The sequence below is a fragment of the Bacteroides sp. 519 genome, from assembly GCF_010500955.1.
In the GTDB taxonomy this organism is placed as follows: domain Bacteria; phylum Bacteroidota; class Bacteroidia; order Bacteroidales; family Bacteroidaceae; genus Bacteroides.
On record NZ_QVMJ01000014.1, the window covers coordinates 157,991 to 179,414 of the forward strand.

Annotated in this window: 15 protein-coding genes, 1 tRNA gene and 2 pseudogenes; 8 read left to right on the forward strand and 10 right to left on the reverse strand. The window is 37.9% G+C overall.

Annotation, left to right across the window (positions count from 1 at the left end; all coding sequences use genetic code 11):
- Window positions 1-294: 294 nt before the first annotated feature.
- Window positions 295-1,083, forward strand: coding sequence for an META domain-containing protein (locus tag D0T85_RS13140; protein ID WP_163213961.1), 789 nt, complete (start codon window positions 295-297; stop codon window positions 1,081-1,083).
- 54 nt (window positions 1,084-1,137) lie between these two features.
- Entirely contained in the window at window positions 1,138-2,151 is a 1,014-nt protein-coding gene (locus tag D0T85_RS13145) for an Rpn family recombination-promoting nuclease/putative transposase (RefSeq protein ID WP_163213963.1), read from the forward strand.
- Window positions 2,152-2,156: 5 nt separating this feature from the next.
- Here D0T85_RS13145 and D0T85_RS13150 read toward each other — a convergent pair whose 3' ends face one another.
- The 8 genes and pseudogenes from D0T85_RS13150 to D0T85_RS13180 all read right to left on the reverse strand — a co-directional run bounded on the left by D0T85_RS13150 (window position 2,157) and on the right by D0T85_RS13180 (window position 11,022).
- Window positions 2,157-3,146 carry an iron ABC transporter permease gene (locus D0T85_RS13150; protein ID WP_163213965.1) on the reverse strand — a complete coding sequence of 330 codons (990 nt, stop codon included), beginning with the start codon at window positions 3,144-3,146 and terminating at the stop codon, window positions 2,157-2,159.
- Window positions 3,143-4,165 (reverse strand): annotated as a pseudogene (locus D0T85_RS13155) (ABC transporter substrate-binding protein); the annotation flags it as partial. The pseudogene D0T85_RS13155 and the gene D0T85_RS13150, both read right to left, overlap by 4 nt.
- 24 nt (window positions 4,166-4,189) lie before the next feature.
- Window positions 4,190-4,840 (reverse strand): annotated as a pseudogene (locus D0T85_RS22795) (vancomycin high temperature exclusion protein); the annotation flags it as partial.
- A 122-nt stretch (window positions 4,841-4,962) separates the two neighbouring features.
- Window positions 4,963-6,279 (reverse strand): TolC family protein, encoded by a 1,317-nt coding sequence (locus D0T85_RS13160; protein WP_163213967.1) that lies wholly within the window; start codon window positions 6,277-6,279, stop codon window positions 4,963-4,965.
- Between the two features lie 9 nt (window positions 6,280-6,288).
- Entirely contained in the window at window positions 6,289-7,395 is a 1,107-nt protein-coding gene (locus tag D0T85_RS13165; RefSeq protein WP_163213969.1) for an efflux RND transporter periplasmic adaptor subunit, read from the reverse strand.
- A 116-nt stretch (window positions 7,396-7,511) separates the two neighbouring features.
- A complete protein-coding gene (locus D0T85_RS13170) occupies window positions 7,512-8,765 on the reverse strand; it encodes an ABC transporter permease (protein ID WP_163213971.1) in 1,254 nt (417 codons plus the stop codon).
- Window positions 8,766-8,982: 217 nt separating this feature from the next.
- The gene (locus D0T85_RS13175; RefSeq protein WP_163213973.1) at window positions 8,983-10,242 is read right to left on the reverse strand and encodes an ABC transporter permease; all 1,260 of its coding nucleotides are present in this window, start codon (window positions 10,240-10,242) and stop codon (window positions 8,983-8,985) included.
- Window positions 10,243-10,305: 63 nt separating this feature from the next.
- Entirely contained in the window at window positions 10,306-11,022 is a 717-nt protein-coding gene (locus D0T85_RS13180) for an ABC transporter ATP-binding protein (protein WP_163213975.1), read from the reverse strand.
- A gap of 173 nt (window positions 11,023-11,195) precedes the next feature.
- Between D0T85_RS13180 and D0T85_RS13185 the strand changes: the two genes are divergently transcribed.
- Window positions 11,196-12,167, forward strand: coding sequence for an ROK family protein (locus tag D0T85_RS13185; RefSeq protein ID WP_163213977.1), 972 nt, complete (start codon window positions 11,196-11,198; stop codon window positions 12,165-12,167).
- 146 nt (window positions 12,168-12,313) lie between these two features.
- On the opposite strand, the gene D0T85_RS13190 is transcribed toward D0T85_RS13185, so the two are convergent.
- Window positions 12,314-12,387 (reverse strand) — tRNA-Thr (locus D0T85_RS13190).
- Window positions 12,388-12,569: 182 nt separating this feature from the next.
- Complete coding sequence (locus D0T85_RS13195) at window positions 12,570-14,036, reverse strand: hypothetical protein (protein ID WP_163213979.1); 1,467 nt, start codon at window positions 14,034-14,036, stop codon at window positions 12,570-12,572.
- A gap of 427 nt (window positions 14,037-14,463) precedes the next feature.
- Between D0T85_RS13195 and D0T85_RS13200 the strand changes: the two genes are divergently transcribed.
- The 5 genes from D0T85_RS13200 to D0T85_RS13220 all read left to right on the forward strand — a co-directional run bounded on the left by D0T85_RS13200 (window position 14,464) and on the right by D0T85_RS13220 (window position 21,424).
- Window positions 14,464-15,153, forward strand: coding sequence for a hypothetical protein (locus tag D0T85_RS13200; protein ID WP_163213980.1), 690 nt, complete (start codon window positions 14,464-14,466; stop codon window positions 15,151-15,153).
- Between the two features lie 488 nt (window positions 15,154-15,641).
- Window positions 15,642-16,004: a hypothetical protein gene (locus D0T85_RS13205; protein ID WP_163213982.1), complete on the forward strand. Its 363-nt coding sequence runs from the start codon at window positions 15,642-15,644 to the stop codon at window positions 16,002-16,004.
- A gap of 54 nt (window positions 16,005-16,058) precedes the next feature.
- Window positions 16,059-16,811, forward strand: a complete 753-nt coding sequence (locus D0T85_RS13210) for a hypothetical protein (RefSeq protein ID WP_163213984.1) — start codon at window positions 16,059-16,061, stop codon at window positions 16,809-16,811.
- A gap of 5 nt (window positions 16,812-16,816) precedes the next feature.
- Window positions 16,817-18,712, forward strand: a complete 1,896-nt coding sequence (locus D0T85_RS13215) for an Hsp70 family protein (protein ID WP_163213986.1) — start codon at window positions 16,817-16,819, stop codon at window positions 18,710-18,712.
- Window positions 18,713-18,715: 3 nt separating this feature from the next.
- Window positions 18,716-21,424: an ATP-binding protein gene (locus D0T85_RS13220; RefSeq protein WP_163213988.1), complete on the forward strand. Its 2,709-nt coding sequence runs from the start codon at window positions 18,716-18,718 to the stop codon at window positions 21,422-21,424.

Consider the following 21,424-nt stretch of genomic DNA (forward strand, 5'->3'; position numbering starts at 1 on the left):
TTTTCTACAGAGAACTACAGTGTTTTCCGAAGAGAACTACAAAGAAACATATTGATAGATCTGAAAAAACATTTGCAGTGAATAGTTACAGGAAAGCCTCAGGTTAATAATATATAAAAGCTAAAAGTGCTCCTTATGCTGAACACCAAGGCTTTGTATTTGTTGTAAAGTATAAGCGATAGTTCTCTGTTCCAAAAATATGCCGCAGGGAAATTTGTTCAACGAAGATTGGGCAAAATCGGTTAGTTGGTGTTATATTTGTGATAAGATTAGTCATATTTAAACTTTAAAGCAATGAAAAAGATATCTATTTTTATAGTAAGCCTGTCGATGGTGCTTGCCTTAACTTCATGTCGTACCAGTAAAGAAATGGCCACTATATCAAATATAGATGGTGAGTGGAATATTATTGAGATTAACGGTTCGGCCGTAGTTCCTCCTGTTGGCCATGAATATCCGTTTATCGGTTTCGAAGCTGTAACTGGTAAAGTGTATGGAAACAGCGGTTGCAACCGGATGATGGGTACATTCGACACATCGGCTAAGGCAGGTGTACTCGATTTGAGCCATATTGCTTCTACCCGTATGTTTTGCCCCGATATGACTTTGGAACAGAATGTACTTAATGTGCTTAAAAACGTAAAAGGATACCGGATGCTGGACAATAACCGGGTAGCATTAACCAACTCATATAACCGGCCGGTTGTAGTTCTTGCCAATAAAGAGAATCTGTCTGTACTTTCTTCACTAGAGGGTGAATGGAAAATAACGCAGGTAAATGGTGAAACTATTCCTGCTAATTTGGATAAGAAACCTTATATCAGTTTTGATACCAGCAAAAAGAGTATTCATGGTAATGCCGGTTGCAATATGATTAATGGTGGATTTACAACTTCAAATAACAGCGAAACTTCTATTGCTTTTCCTGCTGTGGCAGCAACCATGATGGCCTGTCCGGATATGACAATAGAACGTAAAATTATGAATGCATTGAATATTGTAAAATCATTTTCCATACTAACCGATAAAAGTGCCGGATTGTATGGCGAAGATGGTACAATGCTGTTATTGCTGATGCGATGATTTGATAATACAATAACTTTCGTGTACATTTGTGATATCTAAATACAATGTGTTATGTCTGACTCTCGTTTCGTTCGTTTCGATTGGGCTGCAAAGCGTTTGCTTCGCAATAAAACCAACTTTGTAGTGCTTGAAGGTCTTCTCACGGTTCTTCTGGGTGAATCTATCCGTATTGATCACATTCTGGAAAGTGAGGGTAATCAGGAAGAATTTGATGATAAGTTTAACCGTGTTGATATGCTGGCCGAAAACAGCAAAGGTGAACTAATTATTATCGAAGTACAAAATAGTCGTGAGCTGGATTATTTTCATCGTATGTTGTATGGTACATCAAAAACTATTGCCGAATATATGCACCGTGGCGAACCTTATGAAAAAGTTCGTAAAATATACTCTGTTAATATTGTCTATTTTGAATTAGGACAAGGATTAGACTATGTTTATCATGGTAAAACAACATTTTTAGGCATTCATAATAACGATGTATTAAAATTGTCAGTTCATCAGCAAGAACGATTTATAAAGAAAGAAGCCGGTGATATATTTCCTGAATATTATGTTCTTCGTGTTAACGATTTCGATAAACATGCTATTACTCCACTTGATGAATGGATCTCTTTTTTAAAGACTGGTGAAATCCCCGATACAGCCACAGCTAGTGGATTGCCTGAGGCCCGCGAACGTTTACGCATAGATTCTTTGCCCGAGAAAGAACGCAAATCTTATGAATCGCATATGGAAGCACTTAGATATCAACGTAGTGTGATAGAAACTGGGATATATGAAGGATATAGAGATGGGTTAGCTGAGGGTAAGGCAAAAGGGTTAGCTGAGGGTAAGGCAAAAGGGTTAGCTGAGGGTAAGGCAAAAGGGTTAGCTGAAGGAAAGGCCGAAGGGTTAGCTGAAGGTAAGGCCAAAGGGTTAGCTGAAGGCGAAGCCAAAGGAAAGGCCGAAGGCGAAAAGCTAAAACAACAAGAGATAGCCAGCAATCTGAAAAAAGCAAATGTTCCTATAGAAATAATAGCTCAAACAACAGGACTTACTGTTGATGAGATACAAAGATTGTAAAGGCATCACCCCTTATTCTTCCAAATAATCCAAACAATTAACGGTGCACCGAACAAGGCAGTAACTGCATTTACCGGAAGTGTACCCTGAAGACCGGGCAGTTGCGATATGATATCGCAAAGAAGCATCACTACCGATCCGCAAAGCATGGAAGCCGGTAAGATAATTTTGTGGTTGGCGGTGCGAAACAAACCGCGTGCAATGTGTGGCATAGTTATGCCGATAAAAGCTATAGGACCAGTAAAGGCAGTTGAGGTGCCGGCTAACAATGCAGTAGCCAGAATGGTGAGCAAGCGTAGCCGGGCAACCGAAATGCCTAACCCACTGGCGTAGTTATTACCCAGCAGAAAAACATTTAAGGGCTTTTGTAACAGGAAAGCCATAAAAATACCCCCTGCAATTACAGGAAACATAATACTCATCTGTTCCCAGTTTACTGCTGAGAGGCTTCCGAAGGTCCATGTTATAAATAGTTTCAGTGTGTCGGGGTTACTAACACTCTGCATAATGCTTACAATGGCGGCTGCAAACTGTCCGAACATCATTCCAACAATCAATAATGATACTGTTTGGGGTATTTTTACTGAGGCAACAATTATCAGCAGTAATACTCCTACAGCACCCAGTATGGCAGCAATTACCTGTCCCCAACCAGTAATCATCCACAAAGGGAGCGTTGCAGTTCCAAAGGTGAGCAATGCTACTCCTAAGCTGGCACCCGAAGTTACACCCAATACATCGGGACCGGCAAGCGGATTGTGGAACAAAGTCTGCATCATCACCCCCGAAACCGATAATGCACATCCGGTAAGAATGGCTGTAATAGCTTTGGGAAGTCGGTGATTGAGAATAATTTCATGATAAATAGCATCATCGGTTTGTCCGGTTAGTGCATGCAGAACATCTTTCAGAGGGAGTATAACACTTCCCAGAATAATGTCGGCAACAAACGTAAGGCAAAGTAGGACTATAAGAATAATGAACTCTTTTTTCATTCCGGTAATTGTTGCATGTAAGTTAGCTCATAGTTGGGCAGAACTTCGGGATGGAATATCTTTATCATATCACTTAAAAGCAAATCGGGACGAGCAACAGCGCCTTCCCAATAGTCGTTTCCGCCCGAACCTGTAATGCGCTTATTATTGTTATATACTTTTCCTTCGCGAAAAGCTTTGAACAGTTTGTATTTGCTATCCGTCAGTGCCAGTTCGGCCAGTGTATTGGCCTGTACATTTACCCATACATCGGCCTTGTTAAAGTTTATAAGTGCCTCTTCGATGGTGGTCGACAGGCTTCCGGTACTGTTGTCTTTTTGATAGAAATAGTCACCACCTGCATCTTTAAACAGTTGTGCGTTAAAGCTTTTTCCTCCAGGCATGGACCAGCTACCACGAAAATCCTGACCAGAAAGAACAGTTGGTTGAGTAGTTGTGCCGGCTGCCATTTCTTTAATTTCGTTGTATCGTTGTTCAACAGTCGTAAAAATACTGTCGGCCAAAGCATCCTTATCAAAAAAAGCACCCACATACTTTATCCATTCTGCCCGGCCCAGTAATGTTTGTTCCTGCCATTCAATGTTATATAAAATGGTTAGTCCGGTTTGTTTCATCCGTTTGCTGTTTTCGTCGTCTGCGTTATATGCGGTGGTCATAACAGCTTGTGGGTGGAGTAACAGCAGCCGTTCGATATCCAGGCTGAATGCATCTCCAAGGTCGATGGCTTGTCCCCCGGCCACTCTTTCGCCGATAACAGAGTTGTATATATAATCCGAACTGCATACCCCGGTTACTTTATCGAGTTCACCAAGTAAATCCAGAAAGCCAATGTGTGTTGCCGAGTTTGCCATGAGTGTTTTTACCGGAATAAGTATTTTATCTCCATCTGCTGGTACAGGTGTGGCGTTTTCTTTCACCAAATAATAGCGTGCATATATTTCTCCCGGTTTCCATGGGTTGAAAACAGTAATCGTTTTATAATCATCTGTTTGCTCAATTGAAAACAGTTTAGCATGGTTAAATCCGCCGGATGGCTGTGTTCCGGGTATCTCAATCTCCTCACCTAAAAACTTTGGCTTTTTCTTTATAACCAAATCAACAAAAACCTTTACCCGTGCCAGGTATTCGCGTATTGTTGTCTTAAACCCATAGTTGGCACTTACATTCTTTGCATTATATCCGATAGCATCAATGTGATGCCATCCTGCAATGTATACAGCCCTTTCGTTATGAAACTTCTGCGAAATAACAGTAAACGATGTTTGCCCGAAGATCTCCTTTGCCCGTACTACGGAGTCTAGCGTGCGGAAACCTGCATAATCCAGAAATATTTTGTTTTCGGGTACGCCTTTTTCAATCAGAGCATTCTTCATTTCGAGTGGCTCATTATAATCGCTCCTGCTATTATCACCACTAACAAGTATGTATTCTATTTTTCCTGAATTATATAATTCAACAGCAGCCTGTATGCGGTATTTAAAGTAAAGATTTACATTGCCATTCCCCAGATAAGGAGATGTACCTAGTAAGAGACCAACGTGGTTGTGAGGTATCTCGACGGTATTATTATAACACTTTGGTCTTGCTTTCATCACAATAATAATGTTGCAACTAACAATAACCAATAACAGTAAGACCAACAATGTGGCAATTACTTTGAATTTCTTCTTTCTATAGAATTTTGTCTTAACCATATTGCAAAGATACATTAAAACCCTATTTTAGCATTACTTTAAAAACAAAGAAACAAAAAAACGATAAACCACAGAATTGTACCCATAGCTTATCGTTTCTAAAAAAATCAGACACTTATTTTTTATTCTATTGGTATTCCTTTGTAGAAATCCAGAATCTTTGTAGAGAATATATAATTATACTTTGCCTGTATTCTGTCGGATATAGACTTCATCAGATTCAGTTTTGCTTCATTATATTCTATGGATGTGGCTTTGCCGTTTTCGAATTTCTCAGTCATCAGGCGAAAAGATTCTTGATTAGCCTCAACAGCTACAGCACTGGTTTTATATTTTGTTTCGGCAGCTACAGCATTATACCATGACTGTTGGATCTCTTTGTATAAGTCCTTCTTTGTTTCGTCTAACAGAATAGAATAGTTGGTATGCTGTAACCGGGCAGTTCTCACTTGGTTACGGGTAGCAAACCGATTGAAAATAGGAATACTCAGGCTAAAACCAATAGATTGGTTTCGCTTATTTTTTAATTGTTCAAAAAAGCTATCTCCTTTACCATTATAAGTTGTATAGCCACTACTTATATTTGCATTAAAAGACAGGGTAGGGTAGTAACCGCTCTGTGCAATGCGAATGCTTCTTTCACTACCTTCTAACCGATACTGGGCAGCCAGAATTCCGGGCTTATAATTCAATGCATCCGTATAAATATCATCTGGTGGTGTTAACGGTTTAAAGTCAGGATCGACCTGCATGGGAGCAACAGTAAAGCCTTCCGGAGTTGGGAGCTCCAGCAATTGACTAAGATTAAGCAGAGATAATTGATAATTGTTTTCTGCCTCTACTGAACTCATTTCACTTTGGGCTAAACGGGCGCGGGCTTCAGCTACTTCGGCAGGTGATGCCTTCCCAACTTCCTGTAACTTCTCCATACGATTTAATTGCTCACTACTTAATATAACTTGCTCTTTAGCTACATTCTTTAATTCCAGATTGTATAAAACTTGTACATATTGGGAAGCAACATTCACAGCTATATCTTCTTTTGCCTTCTCAAGGTCTACAAAAGCTGCCTTCAAATTGAGTTTTGATAATTGATATCGATTGGGCAATTCAAAGCCAGTGAATAATGGTACATTGGTACTCAAATTGAAATTTGTATTTGTACTATGTATGTCATCAATATATGTATTATCATCCGATACATTACGACCCCAGCCCAGACTCTCATTGACATTGGCATTCAGGTTAGGTAACCGGGCCCATTTGTTGGTATTTACTTCAATCTCACTTTGATCCACATCAATTTGTGCTTTACGGATGGTTAAGTTGTTGGCAATAGCGTGATCAATGCATTGCCGCAATGTCCATCCTTGCTGTGCCGATACAGAAGACGCAAACAAGGTAGCTATGGCTGTTATTAATACTATTCTTTGTTTCATGTTCTTCTATTATTTATTCATTTTTTCTGCACCACGCACTTTATCATCAGATGCTAATCCTTTCTTAATCTCCATACGTATACCATCGCTCATACCGGCGGTGATTTCGCGACGTTCAAATTTCTGTTCAGGTATGCTATCAGTCATAACCCATACAAAAGTAGAGTCGCCACTGAACTGGATAGTGCTTTCGGGAAGCGCTAGAACATTGGTTGCGCGTTGCAGTACAATTTCTGCATTGGCCGAATATCCTGCACGAATAACTACAGTATCAGGTACCGATATAGCTGCTTTGATTTCGAAGTTGATGGCTCCGTTTTCTTCTACACCTTTAGGAGCAATGTATTCCAGGCGGGCATCGAACGAGAAATTTTGTAAAGCACCAATAGTCAGCTTCATAGGCATACCTTCGATAATGCGGCCTACCTCGGTTTCGTCAATGTTGCCACGGAATATCAGGTCGTTCATATTGGCAACAGTAGCAATGGTAGTACCATCATTAAAAGTATTACTTAAAATAACCGAGTTACCTTCTTTTATAGGAATGTCGAGTATTAAACCATCAATGGTTGAACGAATCAATGTATTACTGTACGAGGCACTTTTCTTGGTAATACCTTCCCGGATAATGTCGAGAGCATCCTGGGCTTTATTTCGTTCTTCGATTGCCTGTTTGTAACTAACGTTCCCTTTTTCGTATTCTTCTTTGGATATCAATCCGTCTTTGAACAACTTTTCGGTTCTGGCAAAGTTCGTTTCTTCCTGCTTGGCGTTGATTTCTGCAACACGCAAGCTACTCTCGGCAGCGTTAAGCTGTCCCATTTCAGGAATAACTTTAACTCTGGCAATAATTTCATCTTTCTTTATGGCTTGTCCGGCTTCTTTGTATAGTTTATCAATAATACCCGATATCTGAGGCTTGATCAGAATTTCGTCGCGTGGTTCTATTTTTCCGGTAACCACAGTTGTTTTTTCAAGATTAGTAATTTCGGGCTTAATAACCTCGTATACGGTTACCTTTGGTTTCGACTTGCTATAGAGGAACATAAATGTACCGAGAAATATAACGGCCACAATAACCAGTCCCACAATTTTTAATGATTTCTTTACTTTCATTGTATTTAAGTTTTTAATTAGTAGCTAGTAGTTAGTAGTAAGAATTAAGTAGTTAGTAGTAAGAATCCATGCGGAATCAATTCTTAATTCTTACTACTTAATTCTTAATTCTAATATTATTCATCCCTGATAGCATCTATTGGTTTTACGGCCATGGCGCGGTATGCCGGTGCCAGTCCTGCCAGCATGCCAAGGGTAAGAAGTATGGCGGCTGTGCCGATGGCTGTCCAGAAGGATACCTGAAACTGGTAATAGTTTACTGCATGGTCTGCTCCCGAGTTAATGCCTACCTCGGCCAATTGCAAGATAAGAACTGCAAAGGTGATGCCTGCCATTCCTGCAATGGTGGTAAGAACAATGCTCTCCGAAAGAATTTGCTGAAGTATATCTTTTGGGCGCGCACCGATAGCCCGGCGAATACCCAGTTCGGTGGTACGTTCACGAACAGTAACCATCATAATGTTTGATACACCAATGGCTCCGGCAAGCAATGTACCTAATCCTACCATCCAGGTAAGAATTTTAATTCCGGCAAAAAGATTATCAACCATAGAGAACATGGCTTCGGCATTAAGCATCATAATAGCCTGTTTATCAGTAGGACTTATATAATGGGCTTTTTTCACCACTGCTTCTACTTTGTCTTGCACATCTGTAATCTTAAGGCCCGGTTTGGCTGTGAAAGATATCATGTGTACCCTTTTACCAAAGTTGTATGTGCGTTGCATGGTGGTTATGGGTAATGTAATAGCTTCGGATGCACGCCCGTTGATAGACATATTACTTTCTGAAATGCAAACCCCTACTACCTGATAGTAAACTCCATCTACCTTTATAAACTTTCCACAGGGGTCTTCGCCGGGAGCGAAAAGTTCTTCGTACACCCTTTTACCTATGGAACATACTTTGCGGCTTTCGCGTATATCTACTTCGTTTATAAACCTTCCATAGCCCATTACCTGTCTTTCAATAACATTATATTCGGGTTCAAGGCCTTTTACCTGGCAGTTAGATTTCTTTTCGCCGTACACAGCTGTCTGTCCCCATCGGCTGATGGTTGGTGTTATAACTTCTATCTCGGGTACAGCTCTTTTGATGCGTTCAACATCATCATACTCCAAGCTCCACCATCTTCCTTTGCGAAAACCTTTATAAGGTTCGCCGGTTTGTTCGGCAATAAAGAAAGCCGAATTGGTAGCAAACCCATCGAAGTTAGATTGCATCATTTCTTTCATTCCGTTACCACCTCCAATAAGGGCTACGAGCATAAATATACCCCAGAATACCCCGAAAGCAGTAAGAAGGCTTCGCGTTTTGTTTCTTGTTATGGTTACGAGGATTTCTTCCCACGTATCTATGTCCATTTTCATGATTTCTAATGTGCCAATGTGCTAATATGCCAATGTGCCAATACGGCAATGTGCAAATTTGCTAATGAGTTAATATTTTAATTATCTAATTTCTAATGTGCCAATGTGTTAATATGCCAATATGCCAATTTTGCTAATGAGTTAATATTTTAATTATCTAATTTCTGTGCGCAGCCAATTGGCACATTGGCACATTATCCACATTGGCACATTACTATTAATCCGCCCTTAACGCCTCTATTGGTCTGATGCGGGTTGCTTTCCGTGCAGGGAAAAAACCTGCCAGTGTACCTGCAATAACCAATGTTACCGTGGCTTGTATAGCTACTTTTATTTCTACAGTTGGATTTTTAAAGAGGGTTTCTTCCCACATACCCACATTCATGGTTTGGGTACCAAAAGCAACATTCATCCATTCGGTTGCTCCAATTCCGGCTACCATACCTATATATCCAAAGAGGGTTGTTATAACAATACTCTCAATAATAATAAGCGAAAGGATAGAGCGGGGTTTAGCGCCCAATGCTTTACGAATACCAAATTCGCGTGTACGTTCTTTTACTGTGATTAGCATAATATTACTTACCCCTACAATGCCACTAAGCAAGGTAAATATGCCAATAATCCAGATAGCAGTAGTTAGAATACTCATACCATTCATTTGTCGCATATAATCGGTAAAGCGATTCCATATCCAGATAGCACTTTTGTCAGTTGGATCGAAGCGGCGGTTGGCACCAATAACTTTGCGGTACTCTGCCTCAAAGGCTTCGTTCTGTTCAATGGTTTCCAAGTCCTTTGTTGTAAAGGTCATATTGTTGAGCTTGTTGCCTTTGTTGTAAATGGTTTGAAGTGTACTGAAAGGAATATATGCCTGCCGGGTGTCCATATCATTAGGATCGTCATAAAATCCTATAATCTGATAAGCTACCTTACCGGCATTAACAAATTGGCCGATTGCTTTTTGGGGTGCTTTGGGAAATAGTACCTCGGCTGTTTTTTTGTGGATAACCACCACTTTGCGTCGTTCCTTAATATCCAGGTGGTTAATAAAACGCCCCTCTACCAGTTTGGTTGTTTCAACCTCGGTATAGTTAGGATAAACTCCGTAAAAACTCATATTTACATATTCTTTCCCTCTGGCCAGCACTATATTTCCCTGATAGAGTGTTGCACCGGCTTCAATAATGTTGTTGGGAAACATGGTACGGGTAAGTTCCAGGTCCGAGTTTTCGAGTTGTATTCGGCGGTTACCCTTCAAACCATCATAAGGTTTAGATGCCCATCCGTTAAATATCTTCATCGAGTTCATCGACATACTTTCGGCATAACTGCCAAAGGCATTGATGAGGCCATTGCCGGCACCAAGTAGTACAATCAGCATGAAGATTCCCCATGCCACAGCAAACCCGGTAAGGAATGTTCTTAGTTTGTTACGGCTAATAGTGGCGTATATTTCTTGCCATATATCAATCATGAATTTAATGTGCTAATATGCAAATGTGCCAATATGCAAATTTGCTAATGAGTTAATATTTTACTATTTCATAATCCCATCCATCGAGAATACAGCGTGTTTTTTGTCTTTGTTATTCTCAATGTTTTCAATGATTCCGTCTTTGATGTGGATAATTTTATTGGTTTGGCTGGCTACACCACTTTCGTGGGTTACAACAATAATCGTCATTCCCTGTGCATGAAGTTCATTGAGTATTTGTAGTACCTCAACAGATGTTTTACTATCCAAAGCACCTGTAGGCTCGTCGGCAAGTATAATTTGGGGGTTGGTAATCAGTGCCCGTGCAATGGCAACACGCTGTTTCTGGCCTCCACTCATTTCGCTGGGTAAATGGTGAGCCCAGTCTTTTAATCCAAGTTTATCCAGATACTCTAAAGCCAGTGCATTACGCTTTCTGCGGCTTACGCCCTGATAAAAGAGAGGAAGAGCAACGTTTTCTACCGCATTTTTAAAAGGAATAAGATTGAATGACTGGAAGATGAAGCCGATCATGCGGTTACGATACTCGGCAGCTTTACTTTCACTGAGGTTCTTAATAAGTACATTATTGAGATAATATTCGCCGGTATCATAATTATCTAATATACCAAGTATATTTAATAATGTTGATTTTCCCGAGCCCGAAGCTCCCATAATCGAAACATACTCTCCCCGCTCAATGTCGAGATCAATCCCTTTCAGTACATGTAAGGGGGCGCCGTTGTAATAGGTCTTATTTACGTTTTCTAAATGTATCACTATTGTGGGTATTTAGTTTCATTTTTTTGTGATTTGTTGTATTAGACGCACGGCAGTTATGAAAAGTTGCAGAGGAAGTGAACTTTTTTTTAAAAAGATTTTGTAGACTGATGCGAGTTTACGTTATTTGTATGCAGAAAAGTAATTAACTAATCCTAATTAAACAAAGTAACATGAATTCACACATGGAAAAGCCCTACGTGGTTGGCATAGACATAGGCGGAACAAACACTGTTTTTGGTATTGTTGACGCACGTGGTTCTATTATTGCCAATGGCAAAGTTAAAACACAGGCTTACGACGATGTAGACAACTATGTAGATGATGTCTGCAAAAATCTTCTACCATTAATTATTGAACACGGTGGAATTGAAAAGATAAAGGGTATCGGTATTGGTGCCCCCAATGGTAACTACTACAGTGGTACAATTGAGTTTGCTCCTAACCTTCCATGGAAAGGGGTTATTCCATTAGCTGCTAAATTTGAAGAAAAACTAGGTATCCCCACAGCCTTAACCAATGATGCTAATGCAGCCGCCGTTGGCGAAATGACCTATGGTGCTGCCCGTGGTATGAAAGACTTTATCATGATTACCCTTGGAACAGGTGTAGGTAGTGGTATTGTTATTAACGGACAAGTTGTTTATGGTCACGATGGTTTTGCCGGTGAGCTTGGTCATATTATCACTCGTCGCGAAAACGGTCGTCTTTGCGGTTGTGGTCGTCATGGTTGTTTAGAAGCTTATTGTTCGGCAACAGGTGTTGCACGTACAGCGCGCGAACTTCTTACTGCACGTACCGAACCTAGTTTATTACGCAACATTCCAGCCGAAGACATTACATCGAAAGATGTGTACGACGCTGCCGAACAAGGCGATACACTGGCTCAGGAAATATTCAACACTACAGGTACATTGCTTGGTGAAGCTTTGGCAGACTTCATTGCATTCTCTAGCCCTGAGGCTATTGTGTTGTTTGGTGGTCTGGCTAAGTCGGGCGATTATATTATGAAACCAATAGAAAAAGGTATTAACGATAATATTCTTACTATTTACAAAGGCAAAACCAAATTGTTGGTGTCTGAGTTGAAAGATTCGGATGCAGCTGTACTTGGTGCAAGTGCTTTGGCTTGGGAGCTTAAGTAAATAATAGAAATAAAATATGGGTATGAAAAGAGGTTGTATCAACGTGGTTTGGTATAACCTCTTTTTAATTTATATAACGGACCCGGTTTTCCAATCATGCACGGCACACAACAAAAAAAGCATCCCAATACTGAGATGCTTTTTTGAGCCTCTTGTCGGATTCGAACCAACGACCCCGAGATTACAAATCACGTGCTCTGGCCAACTGAGCTAAAGAGGCAAGTGGGCAAGCTTACTATATCGCGCCGCTACAACCAACTACCTTTGCTGCGATCAAGCCCTGGAGGATTTGAAGGGAGCTGGCCGTATAGGACTTACCCGGGCACAAAGGTAGATATTTTTGTTAAACCTGCAATAGGTTAGGGGTGTTTTTTTGCAATAAAATTATTAACCAACTGTATATCAGAACGATATTTTATTGGTTAATAATACACCATTCTTCTTGCACATGGTTTCATCTGTAATATCGAGAAAAAGTAATAAAGGAACAACTTCTATATATTTGCGTCCGTTGGTTGTTAATATCCCAACGGCATCTTTGGTAGTAATATCTTCTAAACCGCAATTCAGGCTTTTGGGAATACAATAATAAACTGGTTCTTGGTCTGTTGATTCAGCTTCGTCTTTAATATAAATAGAATCCCAGGTTATGGCTAACGGATAGAGCATAAGAGTGTAATCAGATTCCGGATATTTATTTCTGATGGTATATCCTCCTTCAAAGCACTTTGTTATTTGTGCAATTTTATCTTCTTCGGTCAGCCGAATCAGTTTTTTTACAGTAAAATCAGTTTTATTGAACGATAATGGATGCAGTTCCATTGTCTGGGGAAACTTCCAGTTATCAATGGAACAAGCAAAAAAGATTAATGAATTATCGGGGAATGGTTTACCTTCAATAATAGGAATAATAGAATTAAAGGTGTTTACAAATAAGATTAACTCTTCTAAATTATCGTTCAGAAATGTGGCTTCATAGCGCACATATACAAGCTCTTTTTTCTCAATATTAACAACATAGCGATACAGAAAATAATCATTCGTATTTAAATACTCAAATTTCATGAAAACACTTGGGGTAGACAACATCCCGGGCTCAACCCAAATAGCATCATCAACATCGAGAATAATTTTATTGTTGTTTACACTTGTGTTTAAAGAATATAGTTCCTGAGGATTTGCATAGTTACTAAAAGTATTGAGTGTAACTGCTGTTATATAAATTAAATATAAACGACTGCAATAAATGTTTTCGCGTACTTGTTTATCGAAACGCTCCAATATGGGCAGTTCTTCAAACACGCTGCTCTGCATTGTGAATCTTTTCAAGAATAGATAAACACAGCGAAAATCGTTCACAGCATCTTTTACATCGCCTTTTTTTGATGTGTATACTGGTAACACTTTTAGTATTAACAATAAAAGAATGGGCATATAAATTTCTTGTTCCCAGATGGCAGATCCTACTTTTTGCAGAAATGCTTTCTTTGCCGGTAACTTATAATCATCAAGATATGCATACTTTAATAATTCATGAATATTTTCTTCCTGATGCATGCGTTCTCGTCCTTTCATATAGCGTTCATAGCAGTTCGACGCCTTTTCGTATTCAGCAAGGCACTCTTCCAAATCCAGATCTGGTGCAATTTGCTTCTGCGTTTCGCGGCACAATTCGCGAAATATGCAACGGGCGGTAAAAGGAGGAATATTGTTTAGGCTGTTATTTGAATTCAGTTTATAGCCAATATATTCGCCCATCTCTTGATTGGTGTTGCGAAATAGTCGTAAATGAACTGTTTTTTTAAGTTGTTCGCGTAATATCAGGTTAAGCTCCTGTTGTTGGTTTGTGGATGGGTTTTTCTCTCTCATATTCATGGATGTTTGGTGGGCAAACTTAAATAAAAAGATGCGATTATTGGGTTTCAAACTGTTTTTTTTGAATATGAGTTATCCTTCTCCATCAAGTTTATTTAAATAAATCTTGCCAACAACTATTCATCTGTTTGGTTATTTTACACCCTCTAAAGTGTAGTAAAAACAGAAAATAGCCTTACTTACCACCCTCTACAAGCGTTACAGGACCGATTTTAGTACTCGTTTTCAAAATGCTGCATTTTGCATTGATGAAATGCTGCATTTCGTTCGATCAAAATGCTGCATTTCGAAAGTGTGAAATGCTGCATTTTGAAACAACGATTTGCAGCATATCGAAATAGTAATGATTTATAAATGAAAGAAAGTTGACAGATGGGCATTTTTCGATTATCTTTGTTATTTCGATTAACAACTTACAATTATGAATAATGCTTTGAAAAACGTAGCATACACAGATGAATACAAAAAAGAGTGTATGAAATTTCAATCGTTGTTTTCAAAAGAGAATAAAGCAGCGAACGAAACGATAATTCTTTCTGATGATTATAAAATAGTCCAGACCACATATAGAGGAAAAGTGAACGATTGCAATCTGCATGGTAACAGTTGTGTATTATTAAACAGTAAAGGAAAAGCAATTCATACCTGGAATAGCTTTGATGATGATGCCGAATTTCATACACTTATTCACCACCAGAATGGTGGTATGTATTTGGTTTACAGACAAGAACTGTATGGATATACCGTTTTTGATTTAGCCACTAACAAGAGTTTTCAGTATTATCCGCAATGTGTTTTAGATGGTTGCGAATATTTTATTTGGACCGATGTGCATTACAATCCTCTGAATAATTTATTGGCAGTAAGTGGTTGTATATGGGCCGCACCATGGAGTACACTCATTGTTAATTTTGAAAATCCGATGGCTGAACCTGAATTTCAGATTGATATAATTGAATGTTTAGATGGCGGTTATAAGGTGTACAATGATGCCGATTTTGTGAGATGGGATGGTGTAAATCTAATCTTAAATTGTTATAATATTACGAAGAAGGCGAAGGAAGAGGTTATTGTTACTCCCAATGTTTACCTGAACAGAGGTGTTTTTTGATTCAAATTTGCTTGTATTTAGTATATAAATACGGTTTACTTATTATTTAATGAAAGGAAAGTAAATATGATGCAAAGAAATAGGGGTTGTTTAGCGAAACAGATTTATTTTGCAGTATAAAAATATAAGCATAAGTAGTCATTGATATTTTAATAGAATGTTCTTCTCTAAAAGAAATTCTTTTTGTATGTTTGCATGTATTAACATTAAAAGAGAAAAGTATATAGAAAGAAGAACTGTAAATTAAAATATTGATTGGACGTTAAGACGATTATTTGATTCACTTAAATCTAGCAGTTTATTATCGAATCACTAAATAATAAGTCTAAGGTTGTTCACACACCCTATTGGGGCGTGGGCTGCTTTTGCTTATTCTGTGATTCGGGGTCATGCTAGAACCTAAGTGAGCGGATAATGCGAAAGTAGTATCACGCTCTTTTTTTGTGCTGTTGGAAAGCAGAAACAGAAATAACTTAAAAATTAATCTTATGTATTGTAGTAAATGTGGAGAAAAACAAAGTAATGATGCTATTACTTGTAAATGTGGAAATATTGTTCGTGCTAATTTGGAAACAATAAAGCCATATCATAGAATGGCACAAGAGTATTATAAAAAATATGAGAAAAACAAGAATAGTTCAACTGTTTATTGGTTCCTAACACTGGCAGGTGTTATTGCTACTATTCTAATTTTCATATCTGATATGGGGTTCTTTGCAAAAATACTATGTGTTTTAATTTCGGGCTCATTGGCATTCTTTTTCTTTTTGACTGTGTCTGTATATAATCGTACTGCAGACCATTACAAAAATAAATACGAGAAATTTTCAACCATGACAGACGAAGGATAATGCGGGTCATTGAATAATATAAAAGTAAAAAATAGATCATTAAATCAAGAAAATATGAATAATCTTACCATTACCTCCATCTTTGAATCTAACAAAGATGAACTTGGAGAAAAACTAAAAGGACTTACATTACCAAAAGACTCAAAGAAAATACAAGTAGATGTAGCTGAATTTCTAAATAACCTCTTTGAGAACAATGGTGCATATCGCCAAAGCTTAACCCAATCTGAGGAGTACATTCTACAAGCATCGTTATATTTGCTTCAAGCACAGCAAAATATAGCTACTGAAATTGCTGTTTATGCTTCCAAACAACACAATGCAAAAACAAATGTAGAATCCAGCACAACTCCATACATCTCTCTTGTTGGAACTGGAGTAGGTGGGATTATTGGTGGTCTACTTGGAACATGGGGAACAATTTGCGGAGCGATTGCTGGTACTGCTATTGCTGTTTACTGCTCAACAAAAGCAACTAAAAAAACAGATGTGACTACAACAGAATTTTCCATAAACACAAAAGTTTTTACTGATATTGTAAAGAAAATATGTGAAAGTATTGATGGGTTGATGCAGACTTATCGCGTACAAGTAAAACGTATTGAAAACGCATACAATCAAAAAGAACAACCTACTTTGCAAGGTTCTTATGGCGCGTTACTGGATCAAGTTGCTAATGTTTATAATGTTGTTAAGAGCGTAGGAGATGCGGCCCCAGTAAAAGTACATTCTGCAGTAGAGTTCATGGTAGAGTCGCTAGAGAACTATGATTTAGCAATAAAAAACGGTAAAATCGTAAATAAATAACACATATGGCTGAATTAATAATTCCAAATAAACAACTGCACAAGTACGTTGTTGGAATTGACTTTGGGCATGGCGAAACATCAGCGGCCCTTTGTGAACTTGAATGGAACAAAACAGCAAGTCAACGTTTAACTGATATCTTTGATATTGACATTAATGAGGGAGCTCGATCGAAGGTTATACCTTCTGCTATTTGCAGAGTTAATGGAGGTCTTTATATTGGTGAAGAGGCATTTGAATATACCACAGATAATGATGGGATACGAGTTTGTTTTAAACAATGTCCTCATTCATTAGAAGGTGAAGCAGAAAAGCTCATGATTGACTTTATGCGAGCCGTTTATAATAAGATTCGGGAGAATGATGATAGGCTTACTGATTCCAATCATATTGTATATATTGCACGACCCTCTGGTTGGACGGATGAAAGAGCAAAAGAACTCTATCGTCAAATGGCTATTAAAGCAGATATTCCTTTAGCAGGTTTAACAGCGGAATCTCGTGCTGCTATATTCTATGCGAAAAGTCCAAAAGTAAATTTTGCAAATGAAATCACCCGTGGAGCTATTGTGTTTGATCTTGGTTCAAGTACGCTTGACTTTACTTATTTATCTGATGATGAAAAACCAGTAGATTATGGGTATGATTTGGGTGCTTCTAAGATAGATCGTGCTATCTACTCTAAATTAATTCTTAGCGCAAATAATATCTCTGAATTTATAGAAAACTATCCTGAATATGAAGATGCTTTATTATTTAAGGCTCGTAAATTTAAGGAAGATGCCTATGGTAGAAGCGCGGAAGCTAAAACAATTGGAGGCTTTACACTTGATTCAATAATATCCGAGAGCAATCAATCATATGAAGAGTATGCGAAAACTTATGTACAACTACGGATAAATAACCTTCAACAACTTAATGATCTGGTAGAAGATGCAACGAATTATCAATCAGAACTTAAAAAAGCTCTTGAAGACTTTAAAAAGGTTCACGTTTTAGACAAAAGGATCAATGGCGTCTTCTTGACAGGTGGTGCTTCTAGAATGAATTTCATTAGACCATTGATTGCGGAGGTACTTAACCTTCCATTGGAAAAGGTAAAAATAGACAGAGACAATCCATCACTTACAATTTCTCGGGGAATAGCATTGCTTGGAACCACAGATGCTATAACTTCTCAACTAACAAAACAGCTTAAAAAGGATATTCCGCCAATGTTTCGGAATGATAAGATGCGCGAATTATTAATCAATATGCTTTCCGAAAATGTTACTAAAACTGCTTGGCAACAAATAGAGGAATCTTGTAATAGCTGGATAAAATATGGTAAAACTACAAAAAGAAGTGAACTCAAAGAAAAACTACAAAAAGACTTAGTCTTTTTTCAAAACAATAAAATTAATGGTATTATAAATTCTACTTTTCAAACTTTTGTCAAAAACGAAAGTGAGCAAATACGAGTAAGGATGAATGAAATTATTAGCCGTTATGCTCCTGGTAGAGAAATTGCTACGACTAGCGAAGTTAAACTGGGGGAACAAGCTGCTATCAATAACAGCCTTAAACATGTTTCTGACTCTATTGCTGAAATATGTGACAGCATTAGCCATATAATCATAGATGTTTTATGGAAAGTTGTTGCTGCGATACTTTGGGGAGTTTTTGCCATCCCCTACTATGTGCTGAAAGCTTTATTAACTAGTGATGAGAGTAAACGGCATGACAAAGCAAAAGATATTTTGAAAAAAGAAAAAGAAATAACAGAAAAACTAAAGTTGTCTATAATAGAAAATCTTAATCAGAATTCCTCATTCAAATCATCTATTTCCCATGTGTTAGAAGAGTACTTTACTATAGTAATTGACTCTAATCTTCAAAAAATTATGATACCTATTGAATAAGCTATGAAACAACAAATAATTAAACAGGAAGAGGCAAGGCAATTTGAACCAACTGCCAAAATATTGGCAGCCAATGGTATTGCACAATCCCTATCCTTTACATCTGAAAGAAAGTATCTCAATGTTGTGACAGCCAATTCTGAACCATTGTATCTTGAGGTTCCAAATAAACATCGAATTGATTCACCATCCGTTCCTTTTTGGCTTAAAATATCTCAAGTAGGAAAACCGCTCGAAGATAGTGCAGAAAAGTGTTTTACTGCTATACAAAAAATTCTAGCATCCTGTTTTATCCCAACAAAGACACAACTTATTTTTATTGTTCACGGAGAAAATGGAATCTATGAAATGTATCTTGGGTTACGTTCTTTTTCAAAGGAAGAAATAAATGCTACTTTTGTTGAAAACTTGAGTAATTTCATTGAAGGCATTTGGCCTGGAATGAAATGTAGTCATAGAAAAGGAACATTGGAACCTATCCAAAGAAAGATACGGGAATCATACGATTATATTGATGCTCTGACTGGCATCCCATCAATGGAAAGCCAATATAAAACAGTATATCCAGCCACAATCGACACTCTTTTATCTGGTATGCGAAATAAAAACTTCACATACATGGTAATAGCAGATCCTATTTCAGAAAATGATATTGATGGGATACTATATCAATGTCGAGATTTTAATGGGCAAGCAGAATCATTGAAAACATTCAACTTTTCAGAGAATCAGTCGTCATCTATGAGTAAAACCCTAAGCTTATCCAAATCTATCACAGATGGAACAAACGAGAGCACATCTAAAAAAAACATATGGGGCACCCTTGGTGCAGGTTTGATGTTAGCTTCTATTCTATTCCCTCCTGCTGGGGCAATAACAACTGCCGTAGCTGTATTAGATGGTGCTAACCGGATTATGGGTGGTAATCTTCTATCCGAATTTACTCCAACAAAAACAAAAGGTACCTCTCATTCTGAAACAACGCAAGAAGGGAAAACTGATGCTTTTTCTGAACAACAAGGAAAATCGATAAGCAGCAATATTGTAAACAAACAGATAGAATCTGTATCTGAGCACCTCTTTTATCATTCAAAAAGATATGAGTTGGGCAAAGCTCTTGGCTGTTGGAGTGTAGGTGTTTACCTTTTATCTGATTACAAAAATGAGCTTCAAAGTGCTTCAATGCAGCTTAAGTCGATAGTAAGTGGGCAGGAGTCCACTTTCGAACCTATAAGAATACATCACATTGAAGATGTTGTGGATAAAATCATTCCGCAGACTCTTGCACAAATGGATTATCCATTAATCAAGATAAAATCTTCTAATGGCACATATTTTCAAAATCCTTTTGGAAAACATTTTAATGATCTGCGAACTGTTCTAACAACCAAAGAATTATCATATTTTATCAATTTTCCCTTGCGTTCCGTACCTGGTATTAGCGTAATTGATAGTTCACCAGAATTTAGTTTAAGCCAAGTAGAATATTCGACAGAATCAATACACATTGGCAGTTTGCTTTATGGTGGTTCAGAAACTAGTATGAAGTATCAAATACCTATTAGTTCTTTGGCTAAGCACACTCTACTATCAGGCATTAATGGCAGTGGTAAAACTAATACAGTACAAGCTATACTAAATGGGTTAACAAAAGATTTTCCATTTTTAGTAATAGAACCAGCAAAAACAGAGTATGTAGATTGGGCATTGGAATATAACAAAAAACATCCTCAAACTCCGATAGATATCTATATGCCTGGCTGTAAAATATTTAAAAGTAAGGCTCATCCGAATGGATATACTTTCAAGAAAAAATTAAAATTAAATCCATTTGAGATTGTTTGGCTATCGAAAGAACAAGAACCCAATGTGTTGGCTCATATAGATCGATTAAAATCAACTTTTGCAGCTGCATTTCCTATGTATGATATTCTTCCTATATTAATGGAAGATCTTATTTATACAGTTTATCAAAATACAACATCCAATTGGTTGACAGCTACTCCCGAATATAAGAAAACGCTTGCACCAACCCTCAACAGTATGAGCATATCTGTAGACAAAGTTATTTCAAATCGTCAATATGAAGAACGCATAGAACGAAACATGAAAGCGTGTTTAAATACACGTATAGATAGTTTGAAACGAGGTTGGAAAGGAGAAATGCTAAATACTACTCATTCGACTGACTGGAAAGAACTTTTTGAGAAACGTTGTATAATTAACCTTTCGTATGTTGGCGATGATGTAGACAAAGCATTTTTAATGGCTCTCATTCTACAATTCCTGTATGAGTATAAATCGGCCTGTGTTGAATTAGGGCAAATAGATTACAACGATAACGCATGTAAACATCTTACGGTTATTGAAGAAGCACATCGAGTAATGGCAAAATGTGAAAACCAAGAATTGCCACAATATAAATCAGCTATGATGTTCTCCAATATGTTATCCGAGATTCGTGCATATGGAGAGGGTATGTTTTTAGTTGACCAGGTGCCAACACGCCTAATCCCAGATGCAATTAAAAACACCAACTTGAAGATTACTCATCGTTTAGTAGCCGAAGATGATAGCAAAGCTATAAGTGAATCAATGGGACTAAACGAAGAACAACGCAAGGTTATTCCTAAATTGATGACAGGACAATGTTTAGTTGCAGGTTCGTTATCTACTGATACATATTGGATAAAGGTTGATAAAGTAAAATAA